The sequence below is a fragment of the Acidisoma sp. PAMC 29798 genome (assembly GCF_030252425.1).
Taxonomy (GTDB): Bacteria; Pseudomonadota; Alphaproteobacteria; order Acetobacterales; family Acetobacteraceae; genus Acidisoma; species Acidisoma cladoniae.
In genome coordinates this window covers 1129533-1154531 of the sequence record NZ_CP126994.1, presented here as the reverse complement: position 1 = coordinate 1154531, position 24999 = coordinate 1129533, and the positions used below count along the sequence as shown (strand labels likewise).

At 61.0% G+C, this 24999-nt stretch carries 32 protein-coding genes and 2 tRNA genes; 6 read left to right on the top strand and 28 right to left on the bottom strand.

Annotated elements, in window-relative coordinates; translation table 11 throughout:
* Nucleotides 1-2 precede the first annotated feature (2 nt).
* The 7 genes from QP803_RS05550 to QP803_RS05520 form a co-directional block, all read right to left on the bottom strand.
* A complete protein-coding gene (locus tag QP803_RS05550; RefSeq protein WP_284946760.1) occupies nucleotides 3-1196 on the bottom strand; it encodes a class I SAM-dependent methyltransferase in 1194 nt (397 codons plus the stop codon).
* Between the two features lie 112 nt (nucleotides 1197-1308).
* Nucleotides 1309-2289 (bottom strand): glutathione S-transferase family protein, encoded by a 981-nt coding sequence (locus QP803_RS05545; RefSeq protein ID WP_284946759.1) that lies wholly within the window; start codon nucleotides 2287-2289, stop codon nucleotides 1309-1311.
* 66 nt (nucleotides 2290-2355) lie between these two features.
* The gene (locus QP803_RS05540; RefSeq protein ID WP_284946757.1) at nucleotides 2356-2826 is read right to left on the bottom strand and encodes a hypothetical protein; all 471 of its coding nucleotides are present in this window, start codon (nucleotides 2824-2826) and stop codon (nucleotides 2356-2358) included.
* Nucleotides 2827-2839: 13 nt separating this feature from the next.
* Nucleotides 2840-2914 (bottom strand) — tRNA-Thr (locus QP803_RS05535).
* A gap of 77 nt (nucleotides 2915-2991) precedes the next feature.
* On the bottom strand, nucleotides 2992-3462 hold the full coding sequence (locus QP803_RS05530; protein ID WP_284946755.1) for a hypothetical protein: 471 nt from the start codon (nucleotides 3460-3462) through the stop codon (nucleotides 2992-2994).
* A 304-nt stretch (nucleotides 3463-3766) separates the two neighbouring features.
* Nucleotides 3767-6580 carry a DNA polymerase I gene (gene polA / locus QP803_RS05525; RefSeq protein ID WP_284946753.1) on the bottom strand — a complete coding sequence of 938 codons (2814 nt, stop codon included), beginning with the start codon at nucleotides 6578-6580 and terminating at the stop codon, nucleotides 3767-3769.
* Nucleotides 6577-6783, bottom strand: a complete 207-nt coding sequence (locus QP803_RS05520) for a zinc-finger domain-containing protein (protein WP_284946752.1) — start codon at nucleotides 6781-6783, stop codon at nucleotides 6577-6579. The genes polA and QP803_RS05520 overlap by 4 nt, the downstream gene beginning before the upstream one ends.
* Before the next feature lie 44 nt (nucleotides 6784-6827).
* On the opposite strand from QP803_RS05520, the gene QP803_RS05515 reads away from it, so the two are divergent.
* Together QP803_RS05515 and QP803_RS05510 are read left to right on the top strand one after the other, a co-directional pair.
* Complete coding sequence (locus QP803_RS05515; RefSeq protein ID WP_284946750.1) at nucleotides 6828-7835, top strand: alpha/beta fold hydrolase; 1008 nt, start codon at nucleotides 6828-6830, stop codon at nucleotides 7833-7835.
* A 68-nt stretch (nucleotides 7836-7903) separates the two neighbouring features.
* Nucleotides 7904-7980 (top strand) — tRNA-Arg (locus tag QP803_RS05510).
* Nucleotides 7981-8277: 297 nt separating this feature from the next.
* Here the strand turns inward: QP803_RS05510 and QP803_RS05505 are convergent.
* Nucleotides 8278-8787 carry an eCIS core domain-containing protein gene (locus QP803_RS05505; RefSeq protein ID WP_284946749.1) on the bottom strand — a complete coding sequence of 170 codons (510 nt, stop codon included), beginning with the start codon at nucleotides 8785-8787 and terminating at the stop codon, nucleotides 8278-8280.
* 753 nt (nucleotides 8788-9540) lie between these two features.
* Nucleotides 9541-10392 (bottom strand): DUF4238 domain-containing protein, encoded by an 852-nt coding sequence (locus QP803_RS05500; RefSeq protein WP_284946747.1) that lies wholly within the window; start codon nucleotides 10390-10392, stop codon nucleotides 9541-9543.
* Nucleotides 10393-10675: 283 nt separating this feature from the next.
* Here QP803_RS05500 and QP803_RS05495 point away from each other — a divergent pair, with 283 nt between their 5' ends.
* From QP803_RS05495 to QP803_RS05480, 4 genes are all read left to right on the top strand, one after another.
* Nucleotides 10676-10816: a hypothetical protein gene (locus QP803_RS05495; protein WP_284946745.1), complete on the top strand. Its 141-nt coding sequence runs from the start codon at nucleotides 10676-10678 to the stop codon at nucleotides 10814-10816.
* Between the two features lie 171 nt (nucleotides 10817-10987).
* On the top strand, nucleotides 10988-11674 hold the full coding sequence (locus QP803_RS05490) for a hypothetical protein (RefSeq protein ID WP_284946743.1): 687 nt from the start codon (nucleotides 10988-10990) through the stop codon (nucleotides 11672-11674).
* A gap of 272 nt (nucleotides 11675-11946) precedes the next feature.
* Entirely contained in the window at nucleotides 11947-12378 is a 432-nt protein-coding gene (locus tag QP803_RS05485; protein WP_284946741.1) for a hypothetical protein, read from the top strand.
* Nucleotides 12360-12821 (top strand): hypothetical protein, encoded by a 462-nt coding sequence (locus QP803_RS05480; RefSeq protein ID WP_284946739.1) that lies wholly within the window; start codon nucleotides 12360-12362, stop codon nucleotides 12819-12821. The genes QP803_RS05485 and QP803_RS05480 overlap by 19 nt, the downstream gene beginning before the upstream one ends.
* A gap of 140 nt (nucleotides 12822-12961) precedes the next feature.
* Here QP803_RS05480 and QP803_RS05475 read toward each other — a convergent pair whose 3' ends face one another.
* The 19 genes from QP803_RS05475 to QP803_RS05395 all read right to left on the bottom strand — a co-directional run bounded on the left by QP803_RS05475 (nucleotide 12962) and on the right by QP803_RS05395 (nucleotide 24868).
* A complete protein-coding gene (locus QP803_RS05475; protein ID WP_284946738.1) occupies nucleotides 12962-14827 on the bottom strand; it encodes a phage tail tip lysozyme in 1866 nt (621 codons plus the stop codon).
* 74 nt (nucleotides 14828-14901) lie between these two features.
* Nucleotides 14902-15726, bottom strand: a complete 825-nt coding sequence (locus QP803_RS05470) for a hypothetical protein (protein ID WP_284946736.1) — start codon at nucleotides 15724-15726, stop codon at nucleotides 14902-14904.
* Nucleotides 15727-15749: 23 nt separating this feature from the next.
* Nucleotides 15750-16151 (bottom strand): hypothetical protein, encoded by a 402-nt coding sequence (locus tag QP803_RS05465; protein WP_284946734.1) that lies wholly within the window; start codon nucleotides 16149-16151, stop codon nucleotides 15750-15752.
* Between the two features lie 24 nt (nucleotides 16152-16175).
* Nucleotides 16176-16595: a hypothetical protein gene (locus QP803_RS05460; RefSeq protein ID WP_284946732.1), complete on the bottom strand. Its 420-nt coding sequence runs from the start codon at nucleotides 16593-16595 to the stop codon at nucleotides 16176-16178.
* On the bottom strand, nucleotides 16592-16795 hold the full coding sequence (locus tag QP803_RS23965) for a helix-turn-helix transcriptional regulator (protein ID WP_350356066.1): 204 nt from the start codon (nucleotides 16793-16795) through the stop codon (nucleotides 16592-16594). The genes QP803_RS05460 and QP803_RS23965 overlap by 4 nt, the downstream gene beginning before the upstream one ends.
* A gap of 735 nt (nucleotides 16796-17530) precedes the next feature.
* Entirely contained in the window at nucleotides 17531-19024 is a 1494-nt protein-coding gene (locus tag QP803_RS05455) for a primase-helicase family protein (RefSeq protein ID WP_284946730.1), read from the bottom strand.
* On the bottom strand, nucleotides 19024-20016 hold the full coding sequence (locus tag QP803_RS05450) for a hypothetical protein (protein WP_284946729.1): 993 nt from the start codon (nucleotides 20014-20016) through the stop codon (nucleotides 19024-19026). The genes QP803_RS05455 and QP803_RS05450 overlap by 1 nt, the downstream gene beginning before the upstream one ends.
* Entirely contained in the window at nucleotides 20013-20357 is a 345-nt protein-coding gene (locus QP803_RS05445) for a hypothetical protein (RefSeq protein WP_284946727.1), read from the bottom strand. The genes QP803_RS05450 and QP803_RS05445 overlap by 4 nt, the downstream gene beginning before the upstream one ends.
* On the bottom strand, nucleotides 20354-21136 hold the full coding sequence (locus QP803_RS05440) for a hypothetical protein (RefSeq protein WP_284946725.1): 783 nt from the start codon (nucleotides 21134-21136) through the stop codon (nucleotides 20354-20356). The genes QP803_RS05445 and QP803_RS05440 overlap by 4 nt, the downstream gene beginning before the upstream one ends.
* Nucleotides 21133-21336, bottom strand: a complete 204-nt coding sequence (locus QP803_RS05435; protein WP_284946723.1) for a hypothetical protein — start codon at nucleotides 21334-21336, stop codon at nucleotides 21133-21135. Before QP803_RS05435 ends, QP803_RS05440 begins: the two co-directional genes overlap by 4 nt.
* Nucleotides 21333-21500, bottom strand: coding sequence for a hypothetical protein (locus tag QP803_RS05430; RefSeq protein WP_284946721.1), 168 nt, complete (start codon nucleotides 21498-21500; stop codon nucleotides 21333-21335). Before QP803_RS05430 ends, QP803_RS05435 begins: the two co-directional genes overlap by 4 nt.
* Before the next feature lie 124 nt (nucleotides 21501-21624).
* Nucleotides 21625-21873, bottom strand: coding sequence for a hypothetical protein (locus tag QP803_RS05425; protein ID WP_284946719.1), 249 nt, complete (start codon nucleotides 21871-21873; stop codon nucleotides 21625-21627).
* The gene (locus QP803_RS23960) at nucleotides 21866-22264 is read right to left on the bottom strand and encodes a DUF2635 domain-containing protein (RefSeq protein WP_350356089.1); all 399 of its coding nucleotides are present in this window, start codon (nucleotides 22262-22264) and stop codon (nucleotides 21866-21868) included. The genes QP803_RS05425 and QP803_RS23960 overlap by 8 nt, the downstream gene beginning before the upstream one ends.
* 405 nt (nucleotides 22265-22669) lie before the next feature.
* Nucleotides 22670-22852: a hypothetical protein gene (locus QP803_RS05420; protein ID WP_284946717.1), complete on the bottom strand. Its 183-nt coding sequence runs from the start codon at nucleotides 22850-22852 to the stop codon at nucleotides 22670-22672.
* Nucleotides 22849-23115, bottom strand: coding sequence for a hypothetical protein (locus QP803_RS05415; RefSeq protein ID WP_284946715.1), 267 nt, complete (start codon nucleotides 23113-23115; stop codon nucleotides 22849-22851). The genes QP803_RS05420 and QP803_RS05415 overlap by 4 nt, the downstream gene beginning before the upstream one ends.
* Before the next feature lie 298 nt (nucleotides 23116-23413).
* Entirely contained in the window at nucleotides 23414-24010 is a 597-nt protein-coding gene (locus tag QP803_RS05410; RefSeq protein ID WP_284946713.1) for a hypothetical protein, read from the bottom strand.
* Complete coding sequence (locus tag QP803_RS05405) at nucleotides 24007-24210, bottom strand: hypothetical protein (protein ID WP_284946712.1); 204 nt, start codon at nucleotides 24208-24210, stop codon at nucleotides 24007-24009. Before QP803_RS05405 ends, QP803_RS05410 begins: the two co-directional genes overlap by 4 nt.
* Nucleotides 24207-24545 carry a hypothetical protein gene (locus QP803_RS05400; RefSeq protein ID WP_284946711.1) on the bottom strand — a complete coding sequence of 113 codons (339 nt, stop codon included), beginning with the start codon at nucleotides 24543-24545 and terminating at the stop codon, nucleotides 24207-24209. Before QP803_RS05400 ends, QP803_RS05405 begins: the two co-directional genes overlap by 4 nt.
* 47 nt (nucleotides 24546-24592) lie before the next feature.
* On the bottom strand, nucleotides 24593-24868 hold the full coding sequence (locus QP803_RS05395) for a hypothetical protein (RefSeq protein ID WP_284946710.1): 276 nt from the start codon (nucleotides 24866-24868) through the stop codon (nucleotides 24593-24595).
* Between the last annotated feature and the right edge of the window lie 131 nt (nucleotides 24869-24999).

Sequence of the window (24999 nt, the reverse complement as noted above, 5' to 3'; positions counted from 1 at the left end):
GGCTAGCGCGCCAGATCCTTGAGGCCCGCCACGCTCAACGATCGCGACGATTGCGGATCGGCCGGCAAAGAAGCGCCCGGCGTGGTACTGCGCGGCCTGAACATGAGTTGGATCCCTCGCAGAAAGGATTGCGGTGTGGAAACGCAATCCTCACCGCTGCCGGCAACCACGATGTCGTTCGAGCCGGAGAAGGCTGCCGCTACGATGAGATCGTATTTGGCACGAAGATCGCCGACCAGCTCGACGGAGAGGCCCGTGAGATCCGTTTGCACGGCACGTGTACCGACGAAGATGTTTGCGTGAGCCCATGCGGTCCAGGTCCCGTAAGCCAGCCGTGCACGATAGCGGACGAGGTTTTCCAGAGCGGCGGGACCGGAGATCATGAATCCCTGGACGAAGCTCCGGCCTGAATCATCCACGCTGATCGAGCCGGAACCGTTGTCTGTGTAATCCCCGAAATGCCCGACATGCGCCATCAATCTATAAGGTGTCGGCGGCAAGCCGCCTTCCGTGGCAACCAGCGGCAAGCTCGCGAAGGTCGGCGGCTTGGCGGGCGGATCTAGGCTCTTTTCAAGAAGACAGGCGTGCTGCGTGAAGACCATGAATCCCACGGACCTGCCATAAGTGCGCAGGAAAGGATCTTCCACCTTCGCAATATCGGTCTGGCCATGAGACACGCGAAGATCAACGAGCTGCTTGAGGTATTCCATGCAGCTGATCGTTGCATGTCCCTGATAGTCAGCCGCCATGGGGCCGTAATTGGTCTGCAAATCCTCCACCACATAATAGCCGTGGTTCTTCAGAAACGGGAACAGGGTCTTCAGCGTCGTGATCTGATGCTCCCAAAGATGCGAGCCATCTTCAATGATGATGTCGAAGGGGCCATGTTCGACGCCGAGATCGACCAGGTTCTGAATGTTCGACTGATCTAGGATCTTCATTTTGATCCGCGCGTTTTTGAAGCGCGCGGTGCTTGGTTCAATGTCAGCCCCGATAATGGTCGCGTTAGGGAAATAGCGCTCCCATACTTTTAGCGATGCGCCTTGCAAAACACCGACTTCCAGGATTTTGATCGGCTCCAGTCGCAGCGCGCCGAAGAACCTTTCATAGAAAGCCAGGTAGTTGTGACCGGATGACGCCTTGTCGGTACCGGTCTGGCGCCCGATCGCATCAAGAGACAGAGTTGTTTCGCTCATCCGAAGACCTTCCCGACCTTATCCGCCTCGACGAGGGCGGCGCCTATTACAGCCAATGTTAGACGCACCCCATTAAGATGACATGAAGACGCAATAAGGAGCGGACCGAGATTCAGCCGAGGGGAACCACGCGACGGCTGGGTGCCGCGAAGTCCAGCACAGGACCTACCGGAACGACCCCGGTCGGGTTGATGGTCGGATGGCTCTGATAATAATGGCCCTTGATGTGCTGGAAGTTCACAGTCTCGGCCACGCCCGGCGCCTGGAATAGGGCGCGCGTGTAGTCCCACAGATTGGGATAGTCGATCAGCCGACGCAGGTTGCACTTGAAGTGCCCGACATAGACGGGGTCGAAGCGCAGCAGCGTGGTGAACAAGCGCCAATCGGCCTCGGTCACGCGGCTACCACACAAAAAGTCCCGTGTGGCGAGACGCGCCTCCAGCCAATCCAGCGTCTCGAACAGCGGCCTGACCGCTTCCTCATAGGCCGCTTGCGTGGTCGCAAATCCGGCTTTGTAGACGCCGTTATTGACGGTGTCGTAGATCCGCGCGTTGAGCGTGTCGATCTCAGGCCGCAGTGCCGCCGGATAATAATCGCCGGCACGCGCGCCGGCGCCGTCGAAGGCCTTGTTGAAGATGCGGATGATCTCGGCGCTCTCGTTATTGACGATGGTGCCGCCGGCGCGGTCCCACAACACGGGCACCGTCACCCGGCCAGAATACCCAGCTTCGGCGCGCTTATAGATATCGAACATCGTCTCCGCCCCGAGAGGATCGGGCACGACACCGGGCGCGGGATCGAAGGTCCAGCCACGCTCCAGCATGATCCAGTTCACCACCGAAACCGGGATAAGCGCTTCCAGCCCCTTCAGAGCACGGATAATCAGCGTCCGATGCGCCCAAGGGCAGGCAAGCGACACGTAGAGGTGGTAGCGACCGGGTTCGGGCGCGAAGCCACCTATGCCGCTCGGCCCTGGTGCGCCGTCCGGCGTGATCCAGTTGCGAAACTGCGCCTCCGTTCGCATGAAACGACCGCCGGACGCCTTGGTGTCGTACCAGCCGGTGTGCCAGACGCCGTCCTGCGCGTATCCCATGTCCATTCCTTCACGGCTGCCGCCGGTAAGGATAGCGCAAAACCAGGCGCGCGCGAGGCGTGACCTCTATGAAATGGCGGAGCCGCAATCGTCCAGCACGGGCGCCTGCGCAACCCGGCTCAGCATGAAAACGGTGCAGCCGGGGCCGGTGATCGTGCCGGCGAGACGTTCGTCCGCGCCAAAGTCTCCGGTCAGCCCGACCGAGACGTAGTTCGCAGGGTGCTTTCGCCACTCACCCGGCAGGAGCACGAGATGGCGTGCCTGGACGCTGCCGGACATCATGAAACAGCCATCCGGCACGGTCGGGTTCTGCGGAATGCCGTAGAAGTGGAAGAGCGCCTGGACCTGCCCAGAGAGGTCCGTTGTCATCGCCAAGGTCAGGCCTGTCAGGCCCTGACCACAGGTGTACTGGCCTTGCCAGTCCTCGACGCGCGGATGACCAGCCTGGGCGGCGCTGAGCATCAGGCAAGAAAAGGCACCCGCAAGGAGACCGACACGAAAACGATGCGACACCACAGGACCCGAAGGAGTTGTCATGAAGGAGAGAAAATGGTGCCGACAGTGGGAATTGAACCTACGACCTACTGATTACGAATCAGTTGCTCTACCCCTGAGCTATGTCGGCATGCCGAGGGTCGTTTATCGACATCTGTGGTCATACGCAACCCGGGGTGCGAGATCTTGGCTCGCACCCCAAGGGGCTCAGCTCGCGCGGACAGGGGTTTGGCAGAGCCGGTTCCACAGCACGCCGAAGGCCACGTCGCGCGTCTCGCGCACCGTCGCCGCAGGCTGCCCGAAGACGGAGATATACCGCTCCGCGCCGCTCGCACTGTCGCTGCCAGATGTCGTCTGAATGTCACCGCACACCGTCACGACCCGCCCGTCACTAACGCTGAGGAAGCTGTGACCGAAGCCGCCATAGCTGGGATCTTGGAGAAGGCTTCGAACGGCCGTCTGGCCCGACACCCATGCCGACTCCTGGATCGGATCCTGAAAGGCGACTTGGACGGGCTTTGCCGGCGCGATCAGGCTCGCGACCACGGGGAGGTCCGCCGGCTTGACGTTCGCGGCGAAGGCCGCCGACAGCATCAGCGGCACGCCGAGAAGGGCTAGGGCCAGCCTTGTCGCGCGACGCGGCTTGGCGGACGCGACAGCGCCGACCGGATTTTGCAATCCACACTCAGGGCACTGCGCCACGTTCGACCGAACGGGCATCTCGCACCAGAGGCATTTGCACAACGCCATGATAAACCCCCTGCCCTAATGGGTTAATGATTGGCCATAATTACGACGATAACGAAGCCTTCATAGGTGCAGATGCGGGACTTCACAGGTTTTTGAAATCGCCCCTACCGGTTTGTTTTGACTTAAGAATAAACTGCGCGGCCTAGCACCTTTGGGACGGGGAGTGCCTGTTACAGGAGGGTTGGAAGACTGCCCGCCCGACCGCGATCACAACGTCGCGACGCGTCGCTCCTCAGTGAGCCGCCGCCCAGCTTTCACCGATGCCGGTTTCCACGACCAGCGGGACGCTCAGGACGGCGGCGTCCTGCATGACCCGGCGCATGAGGTCGGCCGTGTCCGTCGCCTCCGCCTCAGGCACTTCGAACAGCAGTTCGTCATGCACCTGGAGCAGCATGCGGCCACTCAAGCCCGCCGCCGTCAGCGCCGCCGGCAGCTTGACCATGGCGCGCTTGATGATGTCGGCCGCCCCCCCCTGAAGCGGGGCATTGATCGCCTGCCGCTCCGCATAGCTGCGGCGGGCGCCGTTCTTGTCGGCAATGCCGGGGATCCAGCAGCGCCGGCCGAAGGGCGTGAGCACGAAACCGGCTGCCCGCGCCTCGACCTTGGTGCGCTCCATATAACCCAGGATGCCGGGGTAACGCTCGAAATAGGCGGCGATATAGCGCTTGGCCTGGCCGGCATCGATTTGCAGCTGACGCGCCAGGCCGAAGGCGCTGATGCCGTAGATGATGCCGAAGTTGATCGCCTTGGCCCGCCTGCGGGTCAGCGGGTCCATACCTTCCATGGGCACCCCGAACACCTCGGACGCCGTGCGCGCGTGGATGTCCTCCCCGTTGGAGAAGCTGTCGCGGAGCACGGGAAGGTCAGCGACATGGGCGAGCAGGCGCAGCTCGATCTGGGAATAATCCGCACTGATCAGCACATGGCCGGGCTCGGCCACGAAGGCGCGGCGGATGCGCCCGCCTTCCTCGGTACGGATCGGGATGTTCTGCAGATTGGGATCGGTTGATGACAAGCGGCCGGTACTGGTCGCGGCCATGGCGAAGCGGGTATGGACGCGTTTGGTGACCGGGTCGATTTCCTCGAACAGCGCATCGGTATAGGTCGATTTCAGCTTCGAGAGCTGGCGCCATTGCATGATCCGCTCGGGCAATTCGTGGCCCTGATCGGCGAGGTCCTGCAGCACCGCCGCATCGGTGCCCCAGGCGCCAGTCTTGCTGCGCTTGCCGCCGCCGAGGCCCATTTCGTCGAACAGCACCTCCCCCAATTGCTTGGGGCTGCCGAGATTGAAGCTGCGGCCCGCGAGCCTGTGGATCTCTATCTCACCGGCCGCCATCCGCTCCCCGAAATCGGCGGAGAGGCGCCGCAACTCATCGGCATCGACACGCACGCCGGCCTGCTCCATGCGCAGCAGGATGGGCACCAACCGTCGCTCCATCTGCTCGTAGAGCGCGAGGGACTTCGTCTCTCGTAGCTTCGGCCGCAGGGCGTGCCAAAGCCGCAGAGTGAGATCGACATCCTCCCCGCCATAGGCGGTGGCACGGTCGAGCGGCACAGAGGCGAATGTGACGCGGGCGCGGCCGGTGCCCGTCGCATATTCCAAGCCCATCGGGGTATGCCCAAGATGGAGTTCGGCGAGTTCGGCCACCGAATGGCCGTGGCGTCCGGCATCCATGGCATAGGAAATCAACATGGTGTCATCGATCGGGCCGGTATCGGCCGGCGCCCCAGCCCGCTCCAGCACCGCGAGGTCGAACTTCGCGTTGTGGAAGATTTTCAGCACCGAGCGATCGGCGAATAGCGGCGCCAGCACGCCCATCGCCTCCTCAGGGTCGATCTGCGGCCCGACCAGCAGGTCGTGGCGCAGCGGCACGTAAGCCGCGCGGCCGGGGGCGACGGCCATGCAGATGCCGACAAGCGCCGCGCGGATGGCATCGACGCCATCGGTCTCGACGCCGAAGGCCGCCACACCGGCTGCCGTCGCTTCGCCGACCCAGGCGCGCAGTGCCTCCAGCGTGGTGATGGTCTCGTAGCCGCCGTAACCTTGCGCATCGGGCGTGCTGCCCATCGCGGCGGGAGCCGGCGCAGGCGGCGTGCCGGACGGTTCGGCCGTGGCGCGTGGCGGCGGCGTGCGGCCGGCTTCCAAGCCAAGGCGCGTGGCGATGGACCGGAATCCCTGCTCGGCAAGCCAGGGCTGTAGCTTGGATTGATCGACGTCGCGGGCAACCAGCTCCGCGATCGGCTGGGGCAGCGGCACGCTGTCGCACAGGATCACCAGCTTTCGCGACAGCCGGGCGGCCTCGGCATGCTCGACCAGCATGTCCCGCCGTTTGGAGGGTTTCATCTCGTTCCGCGCGGCGGCGAGAATGGCTTCCAGCGATCCGTATTCGGCCATCAGCAGGGCCGCCGTCTTGGGCCCGATGCCGGGCACGCCGGGCACGTTATCGACCGAATCGCCGATCAGCGCTTGCACGTCGATCACCTGCTCGGGCGCGACACCGAACTTCTCCATCACTTCGGCAGCGCCGATCGGCTTCTGCTTGATGGGATCGAGCATCTCGACCCCACCGCCGATGAGCTGCATGAGGTCCTTGTCCGACGAGACGATGGTGCAGCGCCCGCCCATGCCGCGCACGGCGACGGCATAGGACGCGATGAGGTCGTCCGCTTCCCAATCCGCAAGCTCGATCGCGGGCACGCCGAAGGCGGCCGTCGCGTCCCGCACCAGGGCGAATTGGGGAATGAGGTCATCCGGCGGTGGCGGCCGATGCGCCTTGTATTCGGGATAGAGGCGGTTGCGGAAGGTGGTGCGCCCGGCATCGAAAATGACGGCGAAATGGGTGCCGACATGGTCCTTCAGCAGGCGCGACAGCATATTGGTGAAGCCGTAGACGGCATTCACCTGCGTGCCGTCCGGCCGGTTCATCGGCGGAATGGCATGGTAGGCGCGAAAGATGAAGCCCGACCCGTCGATCAGGATCAGGTGCAGCAGCTCGGCGGCGCTGGCGCCGGCCTCGGGCGCCGGCGCTTCAAGCGTCTCCGTCAATGGCCCTCATCCACAGCATCCTCGTTCAGCACAAAGAGGCGGGAGCAATAGGGGCACGTCACCTCGGTCGCGGGCTCGCCCAGCGTGCCCTGCATATGCAGGAACACCTTCGGATGGCCGAGCCGGCCGCCGCTGCCTTCGCAGGTCACGACGCGCTCATTGACCCGCACGACTTCGATCGGCTTGCTGACAGTTTGAGTCATATTTCCCTCTATGGCCGCCGATCCCCCGATGATAGCCATGGGACGTGCGCACAACCATCCCCCTTGCCGGCGCCCTGGCACTCGCCCTGCTGCTCTGCGGCTGCGCGGCCCCGCCGAGGGTTCATGTTACCCACCCTGTGCCGCCGACCGTGACCGATGGCGTCTTCGTCATGGCGGATGGCGCGCGACTGCCGTATCGGGAATGGCTGCCCGCCGGCGGTCCGCCCGCGATCGTGGTGCTCGCCCTGCATGGGATCGACGACAGCCGCGACGCCTGGGAGAGGCCGGGGCCCTTGCTCGCCGCCCAGGGCATCGCCGTGATTGCGCCGGATGAGCGCGGCTTCGGCGCTGCGACCGGGCGTGGCCGCTGGCCCGGCACTGCGACGATGCTGTCGGACGCCCGCGCCGCCGCACTCGCGGTGCGGAACCGCTTTCCCACCGCGCGCGTGTTTCTCGCAGGCGAGAGCATGGGCGGCGCGGTCTTGATGGCCTTGGCGGCGAGCCCCCTCGCCTCGCCTGTCGATGGCTATGTACTCAGTTCACCTGCCGTCTGGGGCCGGCGCGAGATGAACCTTCTGCTCCGCTCCTCGCTGTGGATCGCCGATGCCACGGTGCCGAACATGACGCTCACGGGTCGGGGCGTGCGCGTGGTGCCCACGGATGACGCGGCCGCCTTGCGGCGCCTGTCCGATGATCCTCTGACCTTGCGGGAGACGCGGGTGTCGGCCGTGAAGGGGCTGGTGGATTTGATGGATGCCGCCCTGGCAGCGGCGGGCCATATTCGCGAGCCGGTGCTGTTCCTGTATGGCGGGCATGATGAGCTGGTGCCGAAACGCGCCATGGCCGCCGCCTGGCGGTCGGAGATGGCGAATGGCTATCCCCGCCAGACCTACGCGTTTTACCCCCACGGCTATCACTTGCTGCTGCGGGACCATGAGGGCGCCGTGGTGACGGCGGATATCGCGCATTGGCTGCGCGATCCCGGGGCGCCTTTGCCGTCGGGCGCCGAGGCCCGGGCTGCGGCCTGGATTGCGCACCAGCCGGCGGACTGACCCCCTTTGCAGATGGCGTGCTTACGGGCTAAGGAGGGCAGCTTCCTTCGGCCCGCTTGTCAGGCCATGGACCCGTAGCTCAGCTGGATAGAGCGTTGCCCTCCGAAGGCAAAGGTCACGCGTTCGAATCGCGTCGGGTCCGCCAACGAAATCAATGGGTTATCCTTTTATTTGGGCTACCACTGAGTAGCCTAGGTAGCAATTAGGTAGCGGCATGTGTCTCGCCTCGCTTTCTCCGATCCGTCCTCCCGTTCTTGTGGAGTAGGTTCTGGCAGTGGCTGCGGGATAAGGGCTGCCTCACCGTCCACGCTAAGTGACCCCAAGTAACACGGCGCTCGAGGCGGCCGGCGTCGAGTTCTCGACGCCGCATTTTAGGCCTGGACGATATCTTTCATCCGTCTTTAGGATAGGTGAACAATGTTTCCTAATCCGATTTGACTATCTATTGAGCTATCCCAGGTATTACCCCGTTCTGCACGATGCAACCACATTGCGTTCCGCGAATAGTAGGCTGCTGCATCCTGCACACCCCATAGACGGTTACACATGCAAAGGCAGCAGTGCCTGCATTTTGTATGGGGAAGGACGAATAAGGCCCTTGTTGATTTTGAACGATTCTCCATTGCGCATAACCATTTTGGACAGCGTATGCTGGATTTTCCACATCGTCTGGATTTCGCGCGTATCTTATTCCAAAGTTTTCTACACCCCAGTCCATGAATTGCTTCACGTGGGTTAACTCATGCGCCCACAGGGCAGGATTTCCATATGCGTCGTTTGGATTTCTAAAAACGATAAGATCGACCAGTGTCACCGCAGTCACGTCATGATTTAGGTATTGGATTACTGCAGCAGCATTAATTGCACCCATATCTCCGACCTTGAAGCGCGCTCGATCCATTACTTCAGGAAGAATATAACCCGTCAGTGCTTGCCTAATTTGCGGCGGCATCGGTTGCGATCCGGACAATGAGTTGTCTCGGGATTGCTGAAGCCAAACCGCGAGCGCGTTGCCTCCTATTTGTCCCTGCAACTCATGTTGGATATGGTTCGCGCCCTGCCCAACTGCTCCGCCGATCTCTGGCAAACACATGCCGAAACTCGAATACTGTCCCGCGGGACACGCCATGGCGAGTGAGGCCTCACTTACTACACACGCGAAAATTGCAATCACACCGAGCAATTTGGGTTTCCACATCCTCGTTCTCCTCAATTCTGGCCGCTTTGTGCCGGCTCCTATCTTACAAATGAAGCACGTTAATCAGTGCTCTATCAACATGATTCTTTCTCCCGATTGATAGGCTCAACATGACATATCAAGTATCTATCAGGATGCTCATCCCATCCTCCAACACCAGTTGCTGCCTCGTCTGCATGATCTTCCAGCATCAACCTTGGTAGGAGCATCACCTAGGCATGCGAAAGAAGGGTTGGCCAACTCGAGGACTCCACCCCTCCCTGACTGCACTCTTCCCGGCACGCCCATCGACTGGCCGATGTGCCAGAAATATGGCTGGAGCAGCGTGGGCTCGGGCGTGAAGGCCTCGGGCGGCATGAGGGTCACCGACACCACGTCTCGAAGCTCCCTGCCACCTCCTCCCACTCGATGACCCACTCCTCCGTCGTCTCGACGATAACGAAGCGGCCGGTCTCCTTCACCTCGGCGACGGCGGGCTCGTAGGCGTCATCAGCACAAGGCTCGTCTCTACCTTGGGGTTGCGATGGACCTAACCAATTTCTCTGAAGAAGCGGCGATGATGCTGATTTGACGCGCTATGCTCATGTTTAGATGCCGAATAAAAGAATCTCTAGAGACGGGATGAAGAGATACGCGGCCGCCACCCTGACCAACACCGACGGCGATGTCTGAAGCGATCGGAAACCACATTTCGACGGAGGAATCGTTCAGGTTGGTACGTCCAGGCAGAGTGAGCTTAACGACTGGACGGCTGCCAATGATAAATTGTTTGTTCCTTTTTTCGATGTGCAATATCGCGATCCCTCGGTGTTCCAGCATCGCGACCAGATGTTGGCGGGGACGCCCTAGCGCGTCGATCCTCACATTTCGAATCATTCTGCTTTTGGCTTCAGGAGTTGATAGCGCATCAAGTTTTCGGTTAGAATCGGGGAAAATGCCGCGAAGTTCTGATAGCATGTTATCTAGCATCAAGTATGCTTCAGCCTCGCTGATCGCTGCTTCCTGAGATTCTGGAACCCGCAACCATTGGGTCAACAGGAATCTATACCAGACATCCCGCTCGCGTGCCGTCAGTGTTGGGCAGCGACCCGATCGAGTTGCAACGATCATATTGCTGACGACAACAGAGGCTTCCGTCTCCAGTTCCGCAAGGGATAATTCCATGGATGCGTCTCTGACACCGTCATCCGATTCAGAGCTGTATAGATGCGACTCCACAAACATATCCCGTGGAGGGGACTGGCCGAATTTTGGATGGCCGCCTTCTAGTCGACGGGCCCAACGGAGATATCCTCGCTGGTCCGCGAAGCCCTTTAAGATGAACTCTGGCACATAATGGTGACGCTTTGGGTGTGCCATGCTTTTACCAGTGGGTCCTTCGCCAAACATCGCAGTAAGCGTTTTTCGAGCAGCTTTAGCAACGCATGCAATCGACGATCGGTAACCGCTGCCCTGAGAAAGGGCGCCCGAAGCGCCCGTAGAGGTCGCGTTCCGGCGGCTGGTCAATGTCCGCCCTCGCTGCTGTGCCGGTCCATAGCCTCGCCGTAGCGCGCCACAACAGTCGGCTCAACACCTGCGGGGTTTCCATTGGACTCTCGCCCATGGTTGCGGCAGCTTGTCACCGCAACAAAAGGAGCGGCGCATGTCCAAGTCTCTTGAACGTCTTCAGGCGGTTCTAGCGGAGGTCGATCTTGTTGGTTTCAAAGCATCGAGCGACATTTCACAGATCAAGATCGGCGATCCAAAGTTGGGGGCCGTCAAGCCACCGCCTGCCGGGAACTAGACGCGTAATTTCTGGTTGCGCCGCTTCGCTCAGCCGACGGTCTTGGCACCGCGCCCTAGCCCGGCGGGTTTTTTTCCACCGAGGCTACCCGTCAGACAGGTATCCCTTCCTCAAATCTGAGGCGACGCTTAGTTTGCGCCTCGCAGGCGCAAACGTGACCAACGATCGGTTTTGAAAACGCATCGCCTGCGGGGAATTTCCCCACATGGGGTTCTGCGCACGGTGCGCAAAACCAAAAAGAATGGTCTAAACCTGTTTATGTGGATCATTCAAACGCTCAGCCTCATCGTGACCGTTTTCATCGCGGTCTGGTTGTGGCGACTCCAGGTCGTGGGAAAACGCAAATTTGAGGTTGCGGAACAAGTGCTTGTTGCCGCTCAGACCGTCGCAGATGTTTTAATGAGTATACGGGCGCCTTTTGCTTCCAGCTCCGAAACCCAAGACGCTCTGGAATGGCATGGTCGCACTGATGAGCTTCAAGGAAACCAAAAGTATGCGCTCGTCGTTCTGCACAGGATCGATAGAGGTAAGGAATATTTTAACGCATTGAAACAAGCAGCTACAATTGCAAAATATCTTATAAGTGAAGCTACCGGCCGGGCAGCTAACGAACTCTTCCATGCTCGTTCTGACATCATAGCCTCCGCAACAGTCTGCGCCCGCGACAGCCAAGTGCCCCTCGATCGAATGCTAATGGCGTCATTCAGCGAGCGGGACGAATTCCACATGAAGGTAGCCAAAACCATGGAGAAGATCGAGCTAGAGTGCGCTCCACTTCTCAACGCATGGATCAACCCATTTCCAATTAGACGTTGGCGAAAGTGGCTACTAGCCCAGTTACCGAAGCGTAGGCCGTGATCCGGGCCCAACGGCCTTCTCCCCCGTTACCCCACAATTTAGAATCACATTATAGCGGGTTGCGGATCACATTCTGAGAGTTGAGCAACACATATCCATAGTTTCTCGTTGCCACATCTTGGCGGCGTTTTACGGTGTTCTGCCGGGCATATACAGGACGCCTTGATGTGCGATCGGCCTCATCATAAGCTGCCGTCAGCCGCCTCTCCAGTAACCCGAGATGCAATCGGCAGGACTTCACGCAGTAGCGTGTCATCGGGTGAGAAGTGGCCGTGGAAACCCCTATTGAGCAAATGACGCCGGACGGGTGGGCAGAGACAGCCCGCCTTGAGGTTAAGGCCGCCAAGCTGATGGCCGGAGCGCGGCTATGGGGTCAAGCCTACCAGCATGCCGGGTTCTCTATTGAGCTCGCCCTGAAATGCCGGATTATGCGGACGCAGCGGCTGAACCGATGGCCGAGCCCTGGAGAGCGCCGCGACCTCTATGTCCATGACCTTGCGGTGTTGGCTAGGGCTGCCCAGATTGAAGGTCTCCTCCAGGAGGAGATCGCCCGAGGGACCGCTTTGGGGATGGCCTGGCTTGTTGCAAAGGATTGGGACAATAATGCCCGCTATAGTCCACGCCAGTTCCCAATCCGGGTCGCGCGGGATATGGTGGATGCCGCTGTGAAATCGGAGCTGATCAAATGGTTGATCAAGCCATAGAGCTTAGCTCCGTCCGCAAAGAGAGCGGGGCGGCTCTGCTCAAGATGACGGATGACCTCGGTTTCGGTGCGGTCGGCGCAGGCTGGATCTACAGCCGCGCGCCTAACCTGTGGTTCTATTTCTTGGTCAGTCCAGCCGTCGATAGCCATGGCCCGGCTTGGGTGTATCAGCGCCTGACGCAGGTCTACCAGAAGCTGACGCTCCCCCCGGCGATTAGCCCCTTGGATATCCGCGTGCTCAGCCCCCAGGAGAGCTTCTTCCGGGAGTTTCCTTTGAAGGCAAACGTTGATATTGCCGGGGTCGACATGACCTTGGAGTTCAACGGCCGCCCGCCCGGTGTAGGTGTTGATTACCTCTTCGCCTATCGGATGAGGCCTAACGCTGCGGTCAAAGACCCCGCTAAGGTGTTCGACCGCAGGGTCCGGGAATTGATGGCCGCCTAGCCGTCAAAACTGGAGAGATTGGATTACCGCAGCCGCGACGGAGGTGACGATCCGGCCCCGCACGCCCTGACAGAAGGATGCGGGCTATCCGGCCGGGCGGGATTCCAAACCAATCGGCCGAATTTGCTTACAGTCGGCGATCAGTGGCCGCCGCTGCCCGGCATAGCTGTCACCGTCTTGAGCATTGATCGGCCAGCACCTGATGACCTTGCGGTAGCCTTGGCGCCAGCCGGTAGGCCGGAGATGTTCAGGTTGACCGTGTGCACGCCGCTATCGCCGCTATCGCCGTCATCACCTCCAGCACGCAGCTGCGCTGCGGCCGCCTGCGCGCCGGCCGTGGTGGACAGACCGCCATCTTCCTGCGCCGCGTCGGCGCTCATATGGCCTCTGCTGTGCGGGCCGGAGTAGAGGGAACCGCTGGAAGCTCCCCCCAGTTCGGCCGCGAATTGTTCCGCATAGGACATGCGGGGCACAACGCTCCCGTTCGGATCGTCTTTGTCGGCGGGCGCGAGGTAGTCGTGCATCAGAAGCCGCGTAGCAGAGGCGGTATCGAGTTTGCCGCTCATCAACGACAGGTAGTCTTTCGGATACCGGTTCTTGATTTCACGCATGAAGAAATCAGTTTGCTGACCCATCGAAGACTGATGGATGTCGACGCCTTCAGCTTGCTTGAACAATGCCTGCCGGGCGGGCTCCCATTGGAATATCCCATAACCAGGCCCGCCGCCGTCCTGCGGCTTTGACGGATTGATGCCGGTGCTCTCCCAAGCCGCGTTGCCCAGCGCCGCCGCGACGAAGGAGGCCGGGGCGCCTTGCGCTCTCATCGTAGCGACTAGGGTAGCCGCGTTGGGCGCCATGCGCTTCATCTGGCCGCGGGAGAGATGGAGACTGTCATTGGCCGGCGTCTCAGGCCAGAGGGCGATAGCTGCACCCGTCAGCGCGCCGAAGGCGAGATCAGTGGCGCCTAGACCGACGGGCAGCAGCTTGGACCAGAGACCTGCGGAACTTCCCGCGGCGGCACCGTCTTCCGCAGCGGCTGGCGCGGAGACCGGCGGCCCTTTTGGCAGCACCATCTTAAGGAGCTTCAGGCTTGTAAGTGACCCAACTAGGCTACCGATACCAAGCTCGAATTCGCCGAAAGCCTTCTGATGGTTGTCGATCCAATCGGACAGGCCATTGAGCGCTGGCGTCAGCACGGGCGAGAGATACGTCGCGGCGGCCACACCCGCTTCTTTAACCGACGACCCCAGATGGCTGAAGCTTGTGGCGAGCCCATCAAGCTTGTTCGCCTGGCCGTCATTCATTGAATGCTTGGATGCGGTGTCGAGTTCCTTCTGCACATAGGCCGGACCACGCGCCAAGACGTCCTGCATGAAGTCGGGAGAGATCTGAAACGCGCCCTCCAACTCGGACATAGCCTTGGCTTTAGCGTCGCCCTGCAAGCCAGAGACAGCTTTCGAGATGGCGAGAAACTTGTCGGTGTCCGTTTTATATCGGGTTGCCCAGCCCGCACCGAGAAACTGGTTGGCGTACCCCATTCCCGGTGCGCCCATCTTCGTCATTTCCGTGACGGCTTTCTCCATGCCGGAGATGCTCGATGTGGCAGAGTCGGCGGATGAGCCTGCCGCAATGGCAGCATTCTGCCAGATGGAAAGAGTCTTGACGTTCATATTGATGCCGCGTGACGCGTTGAGCTGGGCCTGACCGAAGGTCGCGAACTTATCCGACAAACCTACGATTCCGGCGATCGACCCAGCGCCGGTGAGCACGCCCATGGCATCGACAGAGCGGGAGATGTTCTTAAGGAAGTCAAAGCTCGCTAGGCTGGCGCCCTGGAAGCCCTTGGTCAGTCCCGCGATCCCGCGCGTGTCGGTCATCTTGTCCAGAGCTTGGCGCGACCGCTGCGATTGCGCCCGGAACGAGTCTATCTGCTTGCCAGTCCTTGCAAAGACCTTGTCGAGGTCACTCTTCCCGGTAATGAGGACGCCAATTGCGGGAGCGGCCATGGTGGTTGTCCTTTACGCGTCGGTGTTCAGCAGGGGAGGCGTAAGTTTTTGCTTCATGTCGATGCTGACGGGCATCACCCTGCGCCGCCAATTTGCCCGACCCAGCTTGGCGGGTTCCTTGGCGTGTACGGGCGTGCCGGTGGCGGCTCCCGATAATCCTGATGCTGCGCCAGGCGTTGCCGGAGTTCCGCATAGGCTTGCATAGTCTCGACAATCGCGCAGGCTTCGGGGTCATCTCGCCACGCCGAGCTGAGGTCGACTCTTTCAGCCGACGGGCCTCTCACAAAATACCCAGCGATGATGGGTGGCTCATTCGCGATGAGCGAAGGCACGGCGAAAGAATCCAAAAGCTGAACCAGGGCGGCGTGCAAGCCGAATGCGGTTGCTGCAGCATGAACTTTACGAAGGTGTGCCACCAGCGGCTCGGCCGCCTCCCTCAGCCCGAAAGACAATTCGCTGAAGACGACCTGCGCCTGACCCTGCACCTCTCGGGTAAGCGCGGCGCGATCGTGTTTAAGCCGTTCATCGGTTTCCCGGGCCTTGACCCCGAAGGCCTGGCGCATCCGGGCGACGCGCTGGACCTTGATCGTCGCGTCAAGCTGGGCAGCACGCGCGGCGTTTGCCTTGGCCTCCAGGGCCGCCACCTTCGATATGTCGGTCTCCACGGCCAAATCGACCTCCAGAGCGGCAAGGGCCATATCGGCGGCGCGGCTCTGTTCCTCCGCCTGACCAAGTTCGCCCACGTTACGCTCGATCGCCTGATCGATTGCCTTTCTGGCATCCAAATCGGCGGACACAGCGGCCATAGCAGCGATCAACTCAGGATGCATTTCGGGTGCATGCCGGACAGAAACTGTCGGGGCCAGTTCGGCTGGGCGTGCCTTGCTCAAAATTCCCATGGGTCCGCTCCTTGTTTTGGCGGTTACTTGAGGCCGCGCGATTTGCGCATTGCCGCGACCATCTGATCCACGGGGGACAGCGCAGGGCGGCTACCTTCGGGACCCAGGCCACGGGCCTTGCGCATCGAGGCGACCATGCGATTCACGCCGGAACGAGCCCGCGCAGTCTTGTCGGATGCTTCGTCACCGCCCTCGTCTTCGTTATTCCACTCAACATCGATGCCGAGGTCCTTGGCGGCGTCCTCTATCTCCTCTCGGGTCGAAGCACTCGGGGTGAAGGGAGCGAGGCCCGCCAGGTGCCGGAAGGACACTGCCTCGGCTGGGGCGTCATCCCGTTCGCCACGCTCGGCTTTTGGCTGCTTCCGGGAGAGCGACGTGAACCTCAGGGTTCCGGCTTCCGCTCTGGTAGGGCTCATGGTCGACATGCGTTTGATCCTTATAGGGACGGTTTAAGCGGCAATTGGGAGAGGCTTGATGGCCGGGACGCGGACGCCGGCGGGCACAGCCAGGCTGCCGAGGTTCAGGGCCCGGGCGATGGCGGTGCAGGCGGTGTTGGCGACCTTGCGTGCGCCGACGTGGCTAAGTCGGGTCTTCATCCCGACGAGGCGCCAGGTGTGGCCGTCGGCGCGCAAACGGACGATCTGACGGTCTCTGGCCGAAGGCAGGATGTCGGGCCACCGGAGAACCCCATCCATTGCGGACACCTCCGTCGGGTTCAGCGGTCGCCGCTTGGAAATAGACGGAGGCGCATAGAAGCCCGCCGAGGCCGGGGCAAAACCGTTAGGACGGCATCCTGTGGCCGGGAGCTCTGCCAACACCTCTGCGGCCTCACGCAGAGCCTGGGCGACGTCTTCCGCGCCCCAGCTCATAGATGCTTCCTCGGAGGAGTGGTGCGACCCACAACCCAGGCCGTCAGAGAATCTTCGCTGATGAGCACCCGGACCCGTTGCGTGCCCCGACCGAGTGCGGTGACAGCGGGGCCTCTTCCCTCGGCGATTTGCTGGCGGAGAAGCGTTTTCGAGATGCGCGTACGATCAGCGGCTTCCGCCACCGTCAGAAGGTTTTTCATGTGAGGTTCCGAACAAAGAAAAAGCCGCCACCCGGAACGGGCGCGGCTGTCTGAACGTAGGAATTTGTGTAGCAGTTTCCGATGCAATTGGAAACCAAATTTCCTGCCATACTGGGATTATTATCCACTCCACGGTTTATGAGTCGCAAGACCTAATCAGGCGAGAGTTGAAACCTAGAATTGAAACCTAAATTGAAACCTGCGGCAGCCGGATAGGAAACCGTGTCGCTCCGTGTGTCGCGCAGAACTCCCCAGTAAAACGGCGCGGTTACTGGTGTCCGGAATTGAAACCTCAGAAAAACCTTGTGGCTAGGGATGCAATGGGCTCGCGCAATGCCCGTATGCAAAAACGACCTTTACAGGGACCCCCAGAAACGCTGGCACTGATCCAACGTCATGCGAATGCGGAATGCCTTTGGATGAGGGAAGGATGAGTGTCGACCATCAGCCGTGAGTGGGCGAGATGGTCAGGGTTCCGATTTCCACCCTGACCAGCAAAAGCCGTGTCTTTATCTACATCGGTCAAGGTGGTCAGGGTGGACATGGTAGAATTAGAACCATACGAAGAGATTCTGCCGGACGATGTGGGGGGGGGGGGGTAAATCGATGTTTAGCAATTTGTCGAAAACCACCACGACCACGCTGCCCACCCTGACCGAACGTTGATATCGTTGCTTTTTCCCGCCGCGCCGCCCTGACCACCACTCTGACCATGTCATGGTAGATCGGCTGGTCCTAATCACCGTCGACCTTCGCTTCCCATTCGATGGTCAGCCCAGTGGCCTCTTCAAAGCAAAGCCGAGCATCGCTAAGGCTTCCAGTGGAATATGCGGGCGGCCTAGGATGTCCGATCGGCTTGGCGGAACGGGACACCTCTCCGAACCTTCCCACCTCATCGGTGATGTGCTCGCCGACAGGCAGATTGCGCGGCCGGCTAGGCTTGCCGCCCATGCGGCGGATGAACCGACCGAGGTGCTCACGGCTTAGCGGGTGTCGCTCGTGTCGCTTCTCGGCGAAGGTCGAGTAGCTGGCAAACATCAGTTCGGTTGAGATGACGTCATGCCATTCGGCAAAGACCTTCTCCAGGCCTAGTTTGGACTGGAAGACATAGCCGCGCTCGAGGCAGTCTTTCCACCAGCTTTCAGGAATGGGCAGGCTGAGCTTGCGCTGCTGCTGCAGGCCTTCCGTGGCCGGCACTGCGCGGACGTTGAAGTGCGTGAGGTCATAGGCCAGCAGGTCTTGCAGCATCGCGGCATATCCACCAGCATCCATCTGCGCCCATATCTCGCCGAAATACTTGTGGTCATTCTTGGCGGCGTCGACCACCTCCAGAACGAAGAAGCGCCTTGCATCGAGCGATGCCGGAACTACCCATTCTTCGTTCGACGCCATCATGACGTGCAGGAAGTTTGGCATCTGGATCGCGTTCTGGAATTTGGCCTCGACGGTCAAATAGGGCTCGGTGATGATCGATTTCAGCACGCCGACATGCGCCCGATCGCCAGCGAAGAAGGCTTCATCGGCGAAGAGCATAATCGCGTCACGGAGATGGCCATTGAAGTTGCCGATCAGATGCTTAGCGTTGCTGATGGCTAACCCGTGCTGGCCCAGTATCTTCAGCAGCGCTTTGGCGAGCGTGCCCTTGCCTGTCCCCTCGCCGCCCTTCATGACGACCGCAACCTCGCCCTGTTCGGCCGGACGCTGCAGCATGCGTGCCATCCAGCCCATCAAGTAGTTAAAGCGCTCATCGTCGCTGTCGCAGATGATGCTCTTGATGTGCGCCCGCATCAGCGACCAGTCGCCGGGCGCGGGCTCGATTGCAAATCCTTCCCATAGATTGAGAATGCCGGGTTTGGATTTGGTGGTGGTAGGGTCGAAGGTGACGCCCTCGATAAACTGGCGCCGCTCAGGATGGCTAAGCCAGATGTTCGAGACGGTTTTGTAGACGGGACGCTTCTGATCGTCGAACCCGGTCTGGACCTTCTCATTCATGTAGAGCGTCTGCATGTCGCGCGGTGTCAGCCGATCGATGCGCCGCCGCTTCAGGAGCGGATCGTATCCACCCTGGAAGATGACGGCCTTTCCACCTTCGTTGACGACGGTATATTTCTTGTTCAACCGCTTCACGACGGCTGCTATCTCCGCGTCGAAGTCCTTCGGTTCCGCCGCTCCGCTCGCCTGTTTGACGAAAGCCTCGGCTTCCTCAGTCGTCTCGAACAGAGCGTCCATCAGCCGACCCCTTCCGGCAACGGCGCCCTGGAAGGATTCGCCAGTGCCCAGGCGACGACGCGCTCTCCCTCGGTGCGAGGCTTCCCGGACTGGACCAAGGCTTCGATCATCACGCTTTCAACGTCCGACCGCGCAAGCAGCCCCGCCTCTACTAGCCGGCCCAGGCTCCGGGTCTGATACATGCAGGTCGGATGACGCTGGGCGACGGGCGCGGTCGTGACACGGGCGGCAGCGGCCTTAAGGGCAGCCAGGGCGTAGCGTGACCCAGCCAGGCTGTTAACCTCCGGCAGCGGCTTGAACGGCAGCCTGGCCGGCGGTGCTAGGGCTTCAGCGGACGGCACCCGGACTTCCTCAGCACCAGACAGCACCGCCAACCGCGCGGGCAGAGGATCGGGCATGCCCTCGAACAGCGGCGCTGCCGTATAAATAAGTTGGGCTGGGCGGAACACGGCTGGATCGGCCGGGCTGTCTTTGAGCCATACCTTCAGCTCGGCGCCCGTCGTCAGCCTGTCCAGCCAGAACCATAGCCGCAACCGGATGCCGGGCTTGATGCCGTGGCCTGCGGTCGCCTGGGCGATGCAACGAGCACCGCTAAGGTCCTCGGGCAGATACCCGATCGCGATCTTGGCGCAGGCCGTGATGTCGGTCGCGCTGATTTCCGACGGCAGCGGCACGTCTTCCAGATCGAGGGCGAGCCACCGGCGGGAGACGTCCGCAATGGTAGGTTGATCGCCCGTCTCGGGGCAGGCGTCCTTCAGCCGACGGATGCCTTTAGCCTCAAGACCATTGATCAGGGCGCCACGAACGATGGCGCAGCGCGGGGCATCGATGAGATTCTCGATAAGCTCCTGCAGATTGTCCAGGCCGGCGACGGTATAGCTCCAGGCATCGAAGGTCTTGGTCTCATCATAGGGGACGATCTCGCCCGGCCGGATGCGCTTGCACAGGAGCTTGGAACGGGCGCAGCGGAGGACGGTGACGGTGTCGCTCATTTGCACCCCAGATCGCGGAGTTTCGTCGCTATGCCCTCAACTACCTTCACCTGCTTACGGCTAAAAAAGACCTGGCCGACGAGGCTGCGAATAAAATTCTGCTCCCAGGGCGAAAGATAAGTGGCGTTTCGCGCGCAGAATGTGACGACCCACCAATCCTTGCTTTTGGGACCTTCGGTCACGCGGACTACAGGCTGCTCGGGAATGATATCTTCCCAAGTCAGAGCCGCCGATTTCAGAAGCCGCGTCGCCAACAATCCAGCAGCCGCGCGTTCACCGTCGTGGTTTGACGCGAGCAGGCCCAAGACGCCTACCAGCTTCCGGCGGGTATCAGGGTTCATTGCCCATCCTCCCGAAGCTCTGCTGACCCCAGCGCGTGAATTTCGCGCTGAACTGCGTACCAATTGGTGCAGATCATCAGGTCGCAAAATTCAGCTAGCCGGTCGCGCTGATAGGTCGTGATTAGATGGTTCGCAGCCTTCTGCGCGTTCGCCCTGGCCCTGAGATCAAAGGCCGCACTCTCCGCCTCTCGCTGCTTATCCCGTGCCGCCTGCGCCTGCCGGCGTTTCTTCTCGTTTTCCTTCTCCCGCTTGACCTCCTCCGCGCTCTTCACGGCCGCAGCCGCAAGACGTGCCTTGGTCGCACCCGCCAGCCGATCGCGCACGACACTGGCAGAAAGAACTGCGCCAGCTTCAGCCTCGGCGAGCACCTCTGCCACTACGATGGGGTCCGCGTCCTTCGCTGCCAAAGCATAGACGGCAGTCGGCGGCAAAAGCGAAACCGTTTCGGATTTGCCCTCCAAGAACTTTGCGGCGTTCATGTAGTTTTCGGCGGTTCGGGCACCCATCCGAAACTCGGCATCCAGCCAAGCGCCAAACATGCCATGCGTCATACCCGCCTTAACCGCCAACAGCGCCTTTCCAATATCTGCTAGGAAGGATTTCTGCGACTGACGGATATCATCAGCGGCCTTCCTAGCCATGGAAGCCACGCTTGGGTCCAGCGCCGCGTAACTGAACGGGGTTGTTGGGATAGGCGTCCATGGCGCCTGCTGCGCCACCTTAGGTCCGGCAAATAGGTCGATGCCCTCAGTCAGTTTGCCGACGGTCATTTCACTCATCGGCTGCCTTCCCGCAAAGCTGCGGCCCGCGAGTAGAGCCGATCGGCGGCGTCAGACCGTCCCTCACCTTCCGCCTCAATCGCCCAGCGCGTGACGAGACAGGCAAGGCCGGCCAGTTCATCGGCAGTGACGTAAACGCTGCGCATCGGCACCATTCCCAGGGACCGGCGCCCATAAGAGGTGCCAATCGTCGCGCTCACTGAGACGTCTCCCGCATCTGGGCTGCCTGCTGGCTGAGCCTCTCCGCCACGGCGATGTGACCCCAAGCAAGTTCCTGATCCGCGAGCCGATCCAGCTTGGCCGCGAAGTCCGGGACGTAGGTGTGGCGGGAGTAAGGTGTCGGGAGTCTTGAAGGTGCGTGCATCGAAATTCTCCGATGCCAGCCTTTGGTCTTGCGCAGCGAGCAGCGCTGATCTATCTAAGCGGTGCAATCCATCTTCGATATCAGCGACGCATCGCCGGCTCCTCCAGGGGCCGGCTTTGTTGCGTCAGATGGACTCGCTGGTGCTGCGGCGCGGCCCGCTCAGCTTGCCTTCAGCCCATTCGAGCGCATCGGCCCAGCGGTACAAAGGGCGCTTCCCGAAAAGACGATAGACCGGCCCGCCGCCACGAACAGCCTTCGTCGCGAGCGTGCTCTTCTTGGTCTGAAAACCGCAGGCCGTCAGCGCAAGCGCGACCTGTTCACGCGTCAAAAGGGTGTCGGGGCTTTCTGGCATTTTGAAGCTGACCTCACTCATCTCTGCACCTGCGGGGCGCTGTTGATTTCTCGTTGCAGGTCATTGATGACGTATTATCAGCATCATTAGTTGGGAGCTTTTCCTCCGATCGGGAAATTAGCGTAACGTCGCCATCGCGGATTCTAGACCGCCAATAAAAGGTGTCCTTCACCAGAGATCCCACGGCCTCAAGTTGAGGGTAGGGTTTTTCCGGGTGCCTAACCCATCCGCCGGCTACAGGCACGACGAACAGCAAGCGCCCTGTCCAACCATCGGGGGGTTCGAGACGCTTCTCGCGCGCGCCCCAAGCCTTCCTCGCCACCTCGAGCGAGCGCCTGAAATCCCTTGGATGGCTTCCGCCTAGAAAAGTCCCGCGTTGCGCGAGTAACACGATTGCCTCGGCAGCAGCCATTGTGTCGGTAAGGCCGAACCTCTTTTTAGAATGAGCGATTATCGAAACGACACCATCAATTTCGGAACCATAGATGGCATCACGCAAGCGGCGTAGATGCACGGACGGCCGAGGTGCCTTTGTCACCCCCCATATTGATTCAGCCAAGAGTGAGTCTGACCTGACAAGAGGATCACCAACAGCTTCCTCAAGGGACCTGATAGCGACGTTGGGCGGCCGGCGTTTCCGGCACGACCTAGCCTTCTCGTAAAGAACCTCGAGCTCATCTAGCCTGCGAGGTGCCGCCCCTCGCGCCCCTCGCTTAGTTCCAGGCGCGCCTTTCGCCATCAGGCGATCGTCTCCATACAGTTCGGATGATTGAACGGCAGTAGGTGCGGCGGAGCAAGCGACGAGATTCCCCATCTCTCACCACCCCTGCCCGGCCAGCAGCAGGAACCAAGCGATCTTCACCCGCAGCCAGGCCATCTGGCCAGCCAGGCCGAGCAGTTCCCACCGGCGCGGCCAGGACTGCCGCGGTAGGGTTTCGATCACGACGGCGGCAAGCTGGCGCATCGTGGGGCGCATCTCGCGAAGGGTGCGCTGGGTCATTTCAGCCTCCGAGGCGACCTGATGGCGTATCGGAGATCACCCAAGATCGCTTCGCCAAGCTCGATTTCTTCATGCCGATCGCCATCTTCAATCGACTGGAGGAGACCCGCCACGGCCCGTTCAGCTTTAAGCAACAACTCCGCCATCGTGGCAGGTTCGATCGCCGCCAGATTTTGGAGCAGGCGCCCCTCCGTGTCGTTGAGCTGCTCCATTTCGGTGTCCTCAAGTTGCGGAGGGTCCTGGATGGACAGGATGGCGGCCACGATCTCGGTGATTGACGCTTTCCGGTCTGACACGTGAAAGGCATCCCCCTGAACGTTCTGAAAGACCCATTGGCGGGATGAGAGAAGGGTTCTCATGTGAGGCTGCCCTTGACTGGTATGCCTTGCGCCCTGAGGTTGCGGCAGAACCTCCGGTAGGCTTCGGGACCGCTCCATAGGAGGGTGAGCTCCGCAAAGGTATCGACGAATTGCCCATCCACTCCTTTGCGTGTTGCCGTCTCCTTACCAGCCTTGGCTTTGCGGACGGCATCCAGTGAGACGACGTTCCCTTTTGTCGCTCTCAAAGGCCGCCTCCTAACTCTGGGAATAGCCGCTCCTTCACGCCCGCCATCCACTCGCCGCCGATCTCCATAACGGAGACACCTGCCGCCTCCGCAACGATCGGCATGGCGCTGGCCAGAAGGCGGTTCAGTTGCCGCAGCTTCTGATATTTATAGAAATCCTCGTAGTCGTTGTTCTCCAGGTCTTCCGCGAGGCTCTTCGCCATCACGATGTGGACCGCCGCGTCACCCACCGAAACGGCAGGCAAACACATGGCCAAGTCGGTCAAGGCGTCCTCGCGATCGGAAGCCAGTTCCTTGATGCGTGTGAGAACGCTGGACTGAGCGGCGGTTCCTTGGGTGTTATGGAGAGCGGTCTCCTCCTCGTCGGCCCGATGGTGGGCGTCGCAGATGGCACGAATCAGCTTCCCCATCTCAAGGATGGAGGGCATGCGGGGAATTGCGCAGGGGGCCTCAACAGTGTTGAGGGTATCGACGGAGGGCAACCCATTGATTTCATTGGGTCGAAAATTGCGCCGGTTGTCGGTAAATCCGATACCCTCCTTGTCGCTAGGGGTCTTCACAGTATGAAGGCCCTTTTTTGTGCGCGCGGTCATGCTGTGGCTCCTTCGATCTTCTGGGCGACGCGGAAGATGCATTCCCCGAGCCAGCCAACCCAAGTGCAAGGCACTTCATCGCTGTCTCGATGCGTGCCGTTGGAGAGCGCCCCCATAATCTCGGCGAGGACCAAGGCCTCCTGAAGCGCTTCGCGGAGTGCCCGTTCCTTCTCCTTCGCGGTCATGATCTTCGCGGTCATCCGATGTGCCTCCCCAGGAGGTCGCTGCACAGCGACGCGACCATCGGGCTTTCCAGTGCGATGACGTCGGCCAGCACCGCTGCCTTGCCTCGCATGCCTTCAGGAGTGCGGGCCGGGATCTCCGCAATCTGGTCGCAGACCTCGTGCCAACGATTGACCCGCACATACATGGCCTCCTGATGCGCCTGCTCATCACCCCCGTGCTGCTCGAGGAAGTCATCGGCCCGCACGCTCTCGGCATGGTTCTCCACGGCTTCCCTGCACAGTGCCAGCAGCTCACCGTCCAATTCCTCAGCCTTGACGATGCCGGCCTCGGCAGCCACCAGGATGAGCATCGAGGCGCCACCGATCAGGCTACGGCGCCCTACGCCGCGACGGCCACTCAAGACACCACCCGCCCGGCAAGAACGCGGCTGGCGGCAAGCGGAGCAGCCAAGCCGGCCGCGAGATGCGGAGCGATCTCATCGTCAGTCGCATCAGCCGCACCCTCGAACAGCAGCGCGACCCACCCGTTGACCGAAGCGGTGTAGAGCAGCCGGTCGACAAGGCGGGAAAAGGGCTGGTCGGTGGAAAGTGGGCGGGTGGAGTTTCTGATGGGTGGCGGCGGGGTAAGCGGTTGCCGCTCTGGTGTGGTAGGCGTGCTTGCAGCTTTAGGCATGGGGTTGCTCCCAGCTTGAGGTGAGGCCGGGCCTGGTGTGTCCAGCACCTTGCTCGGCCGCCTGTCATAGGGTGACAAGGTAGTCACAACGTGACATAGTCTTGGCGTAAGTCAAGAACTTTGTCACAGGG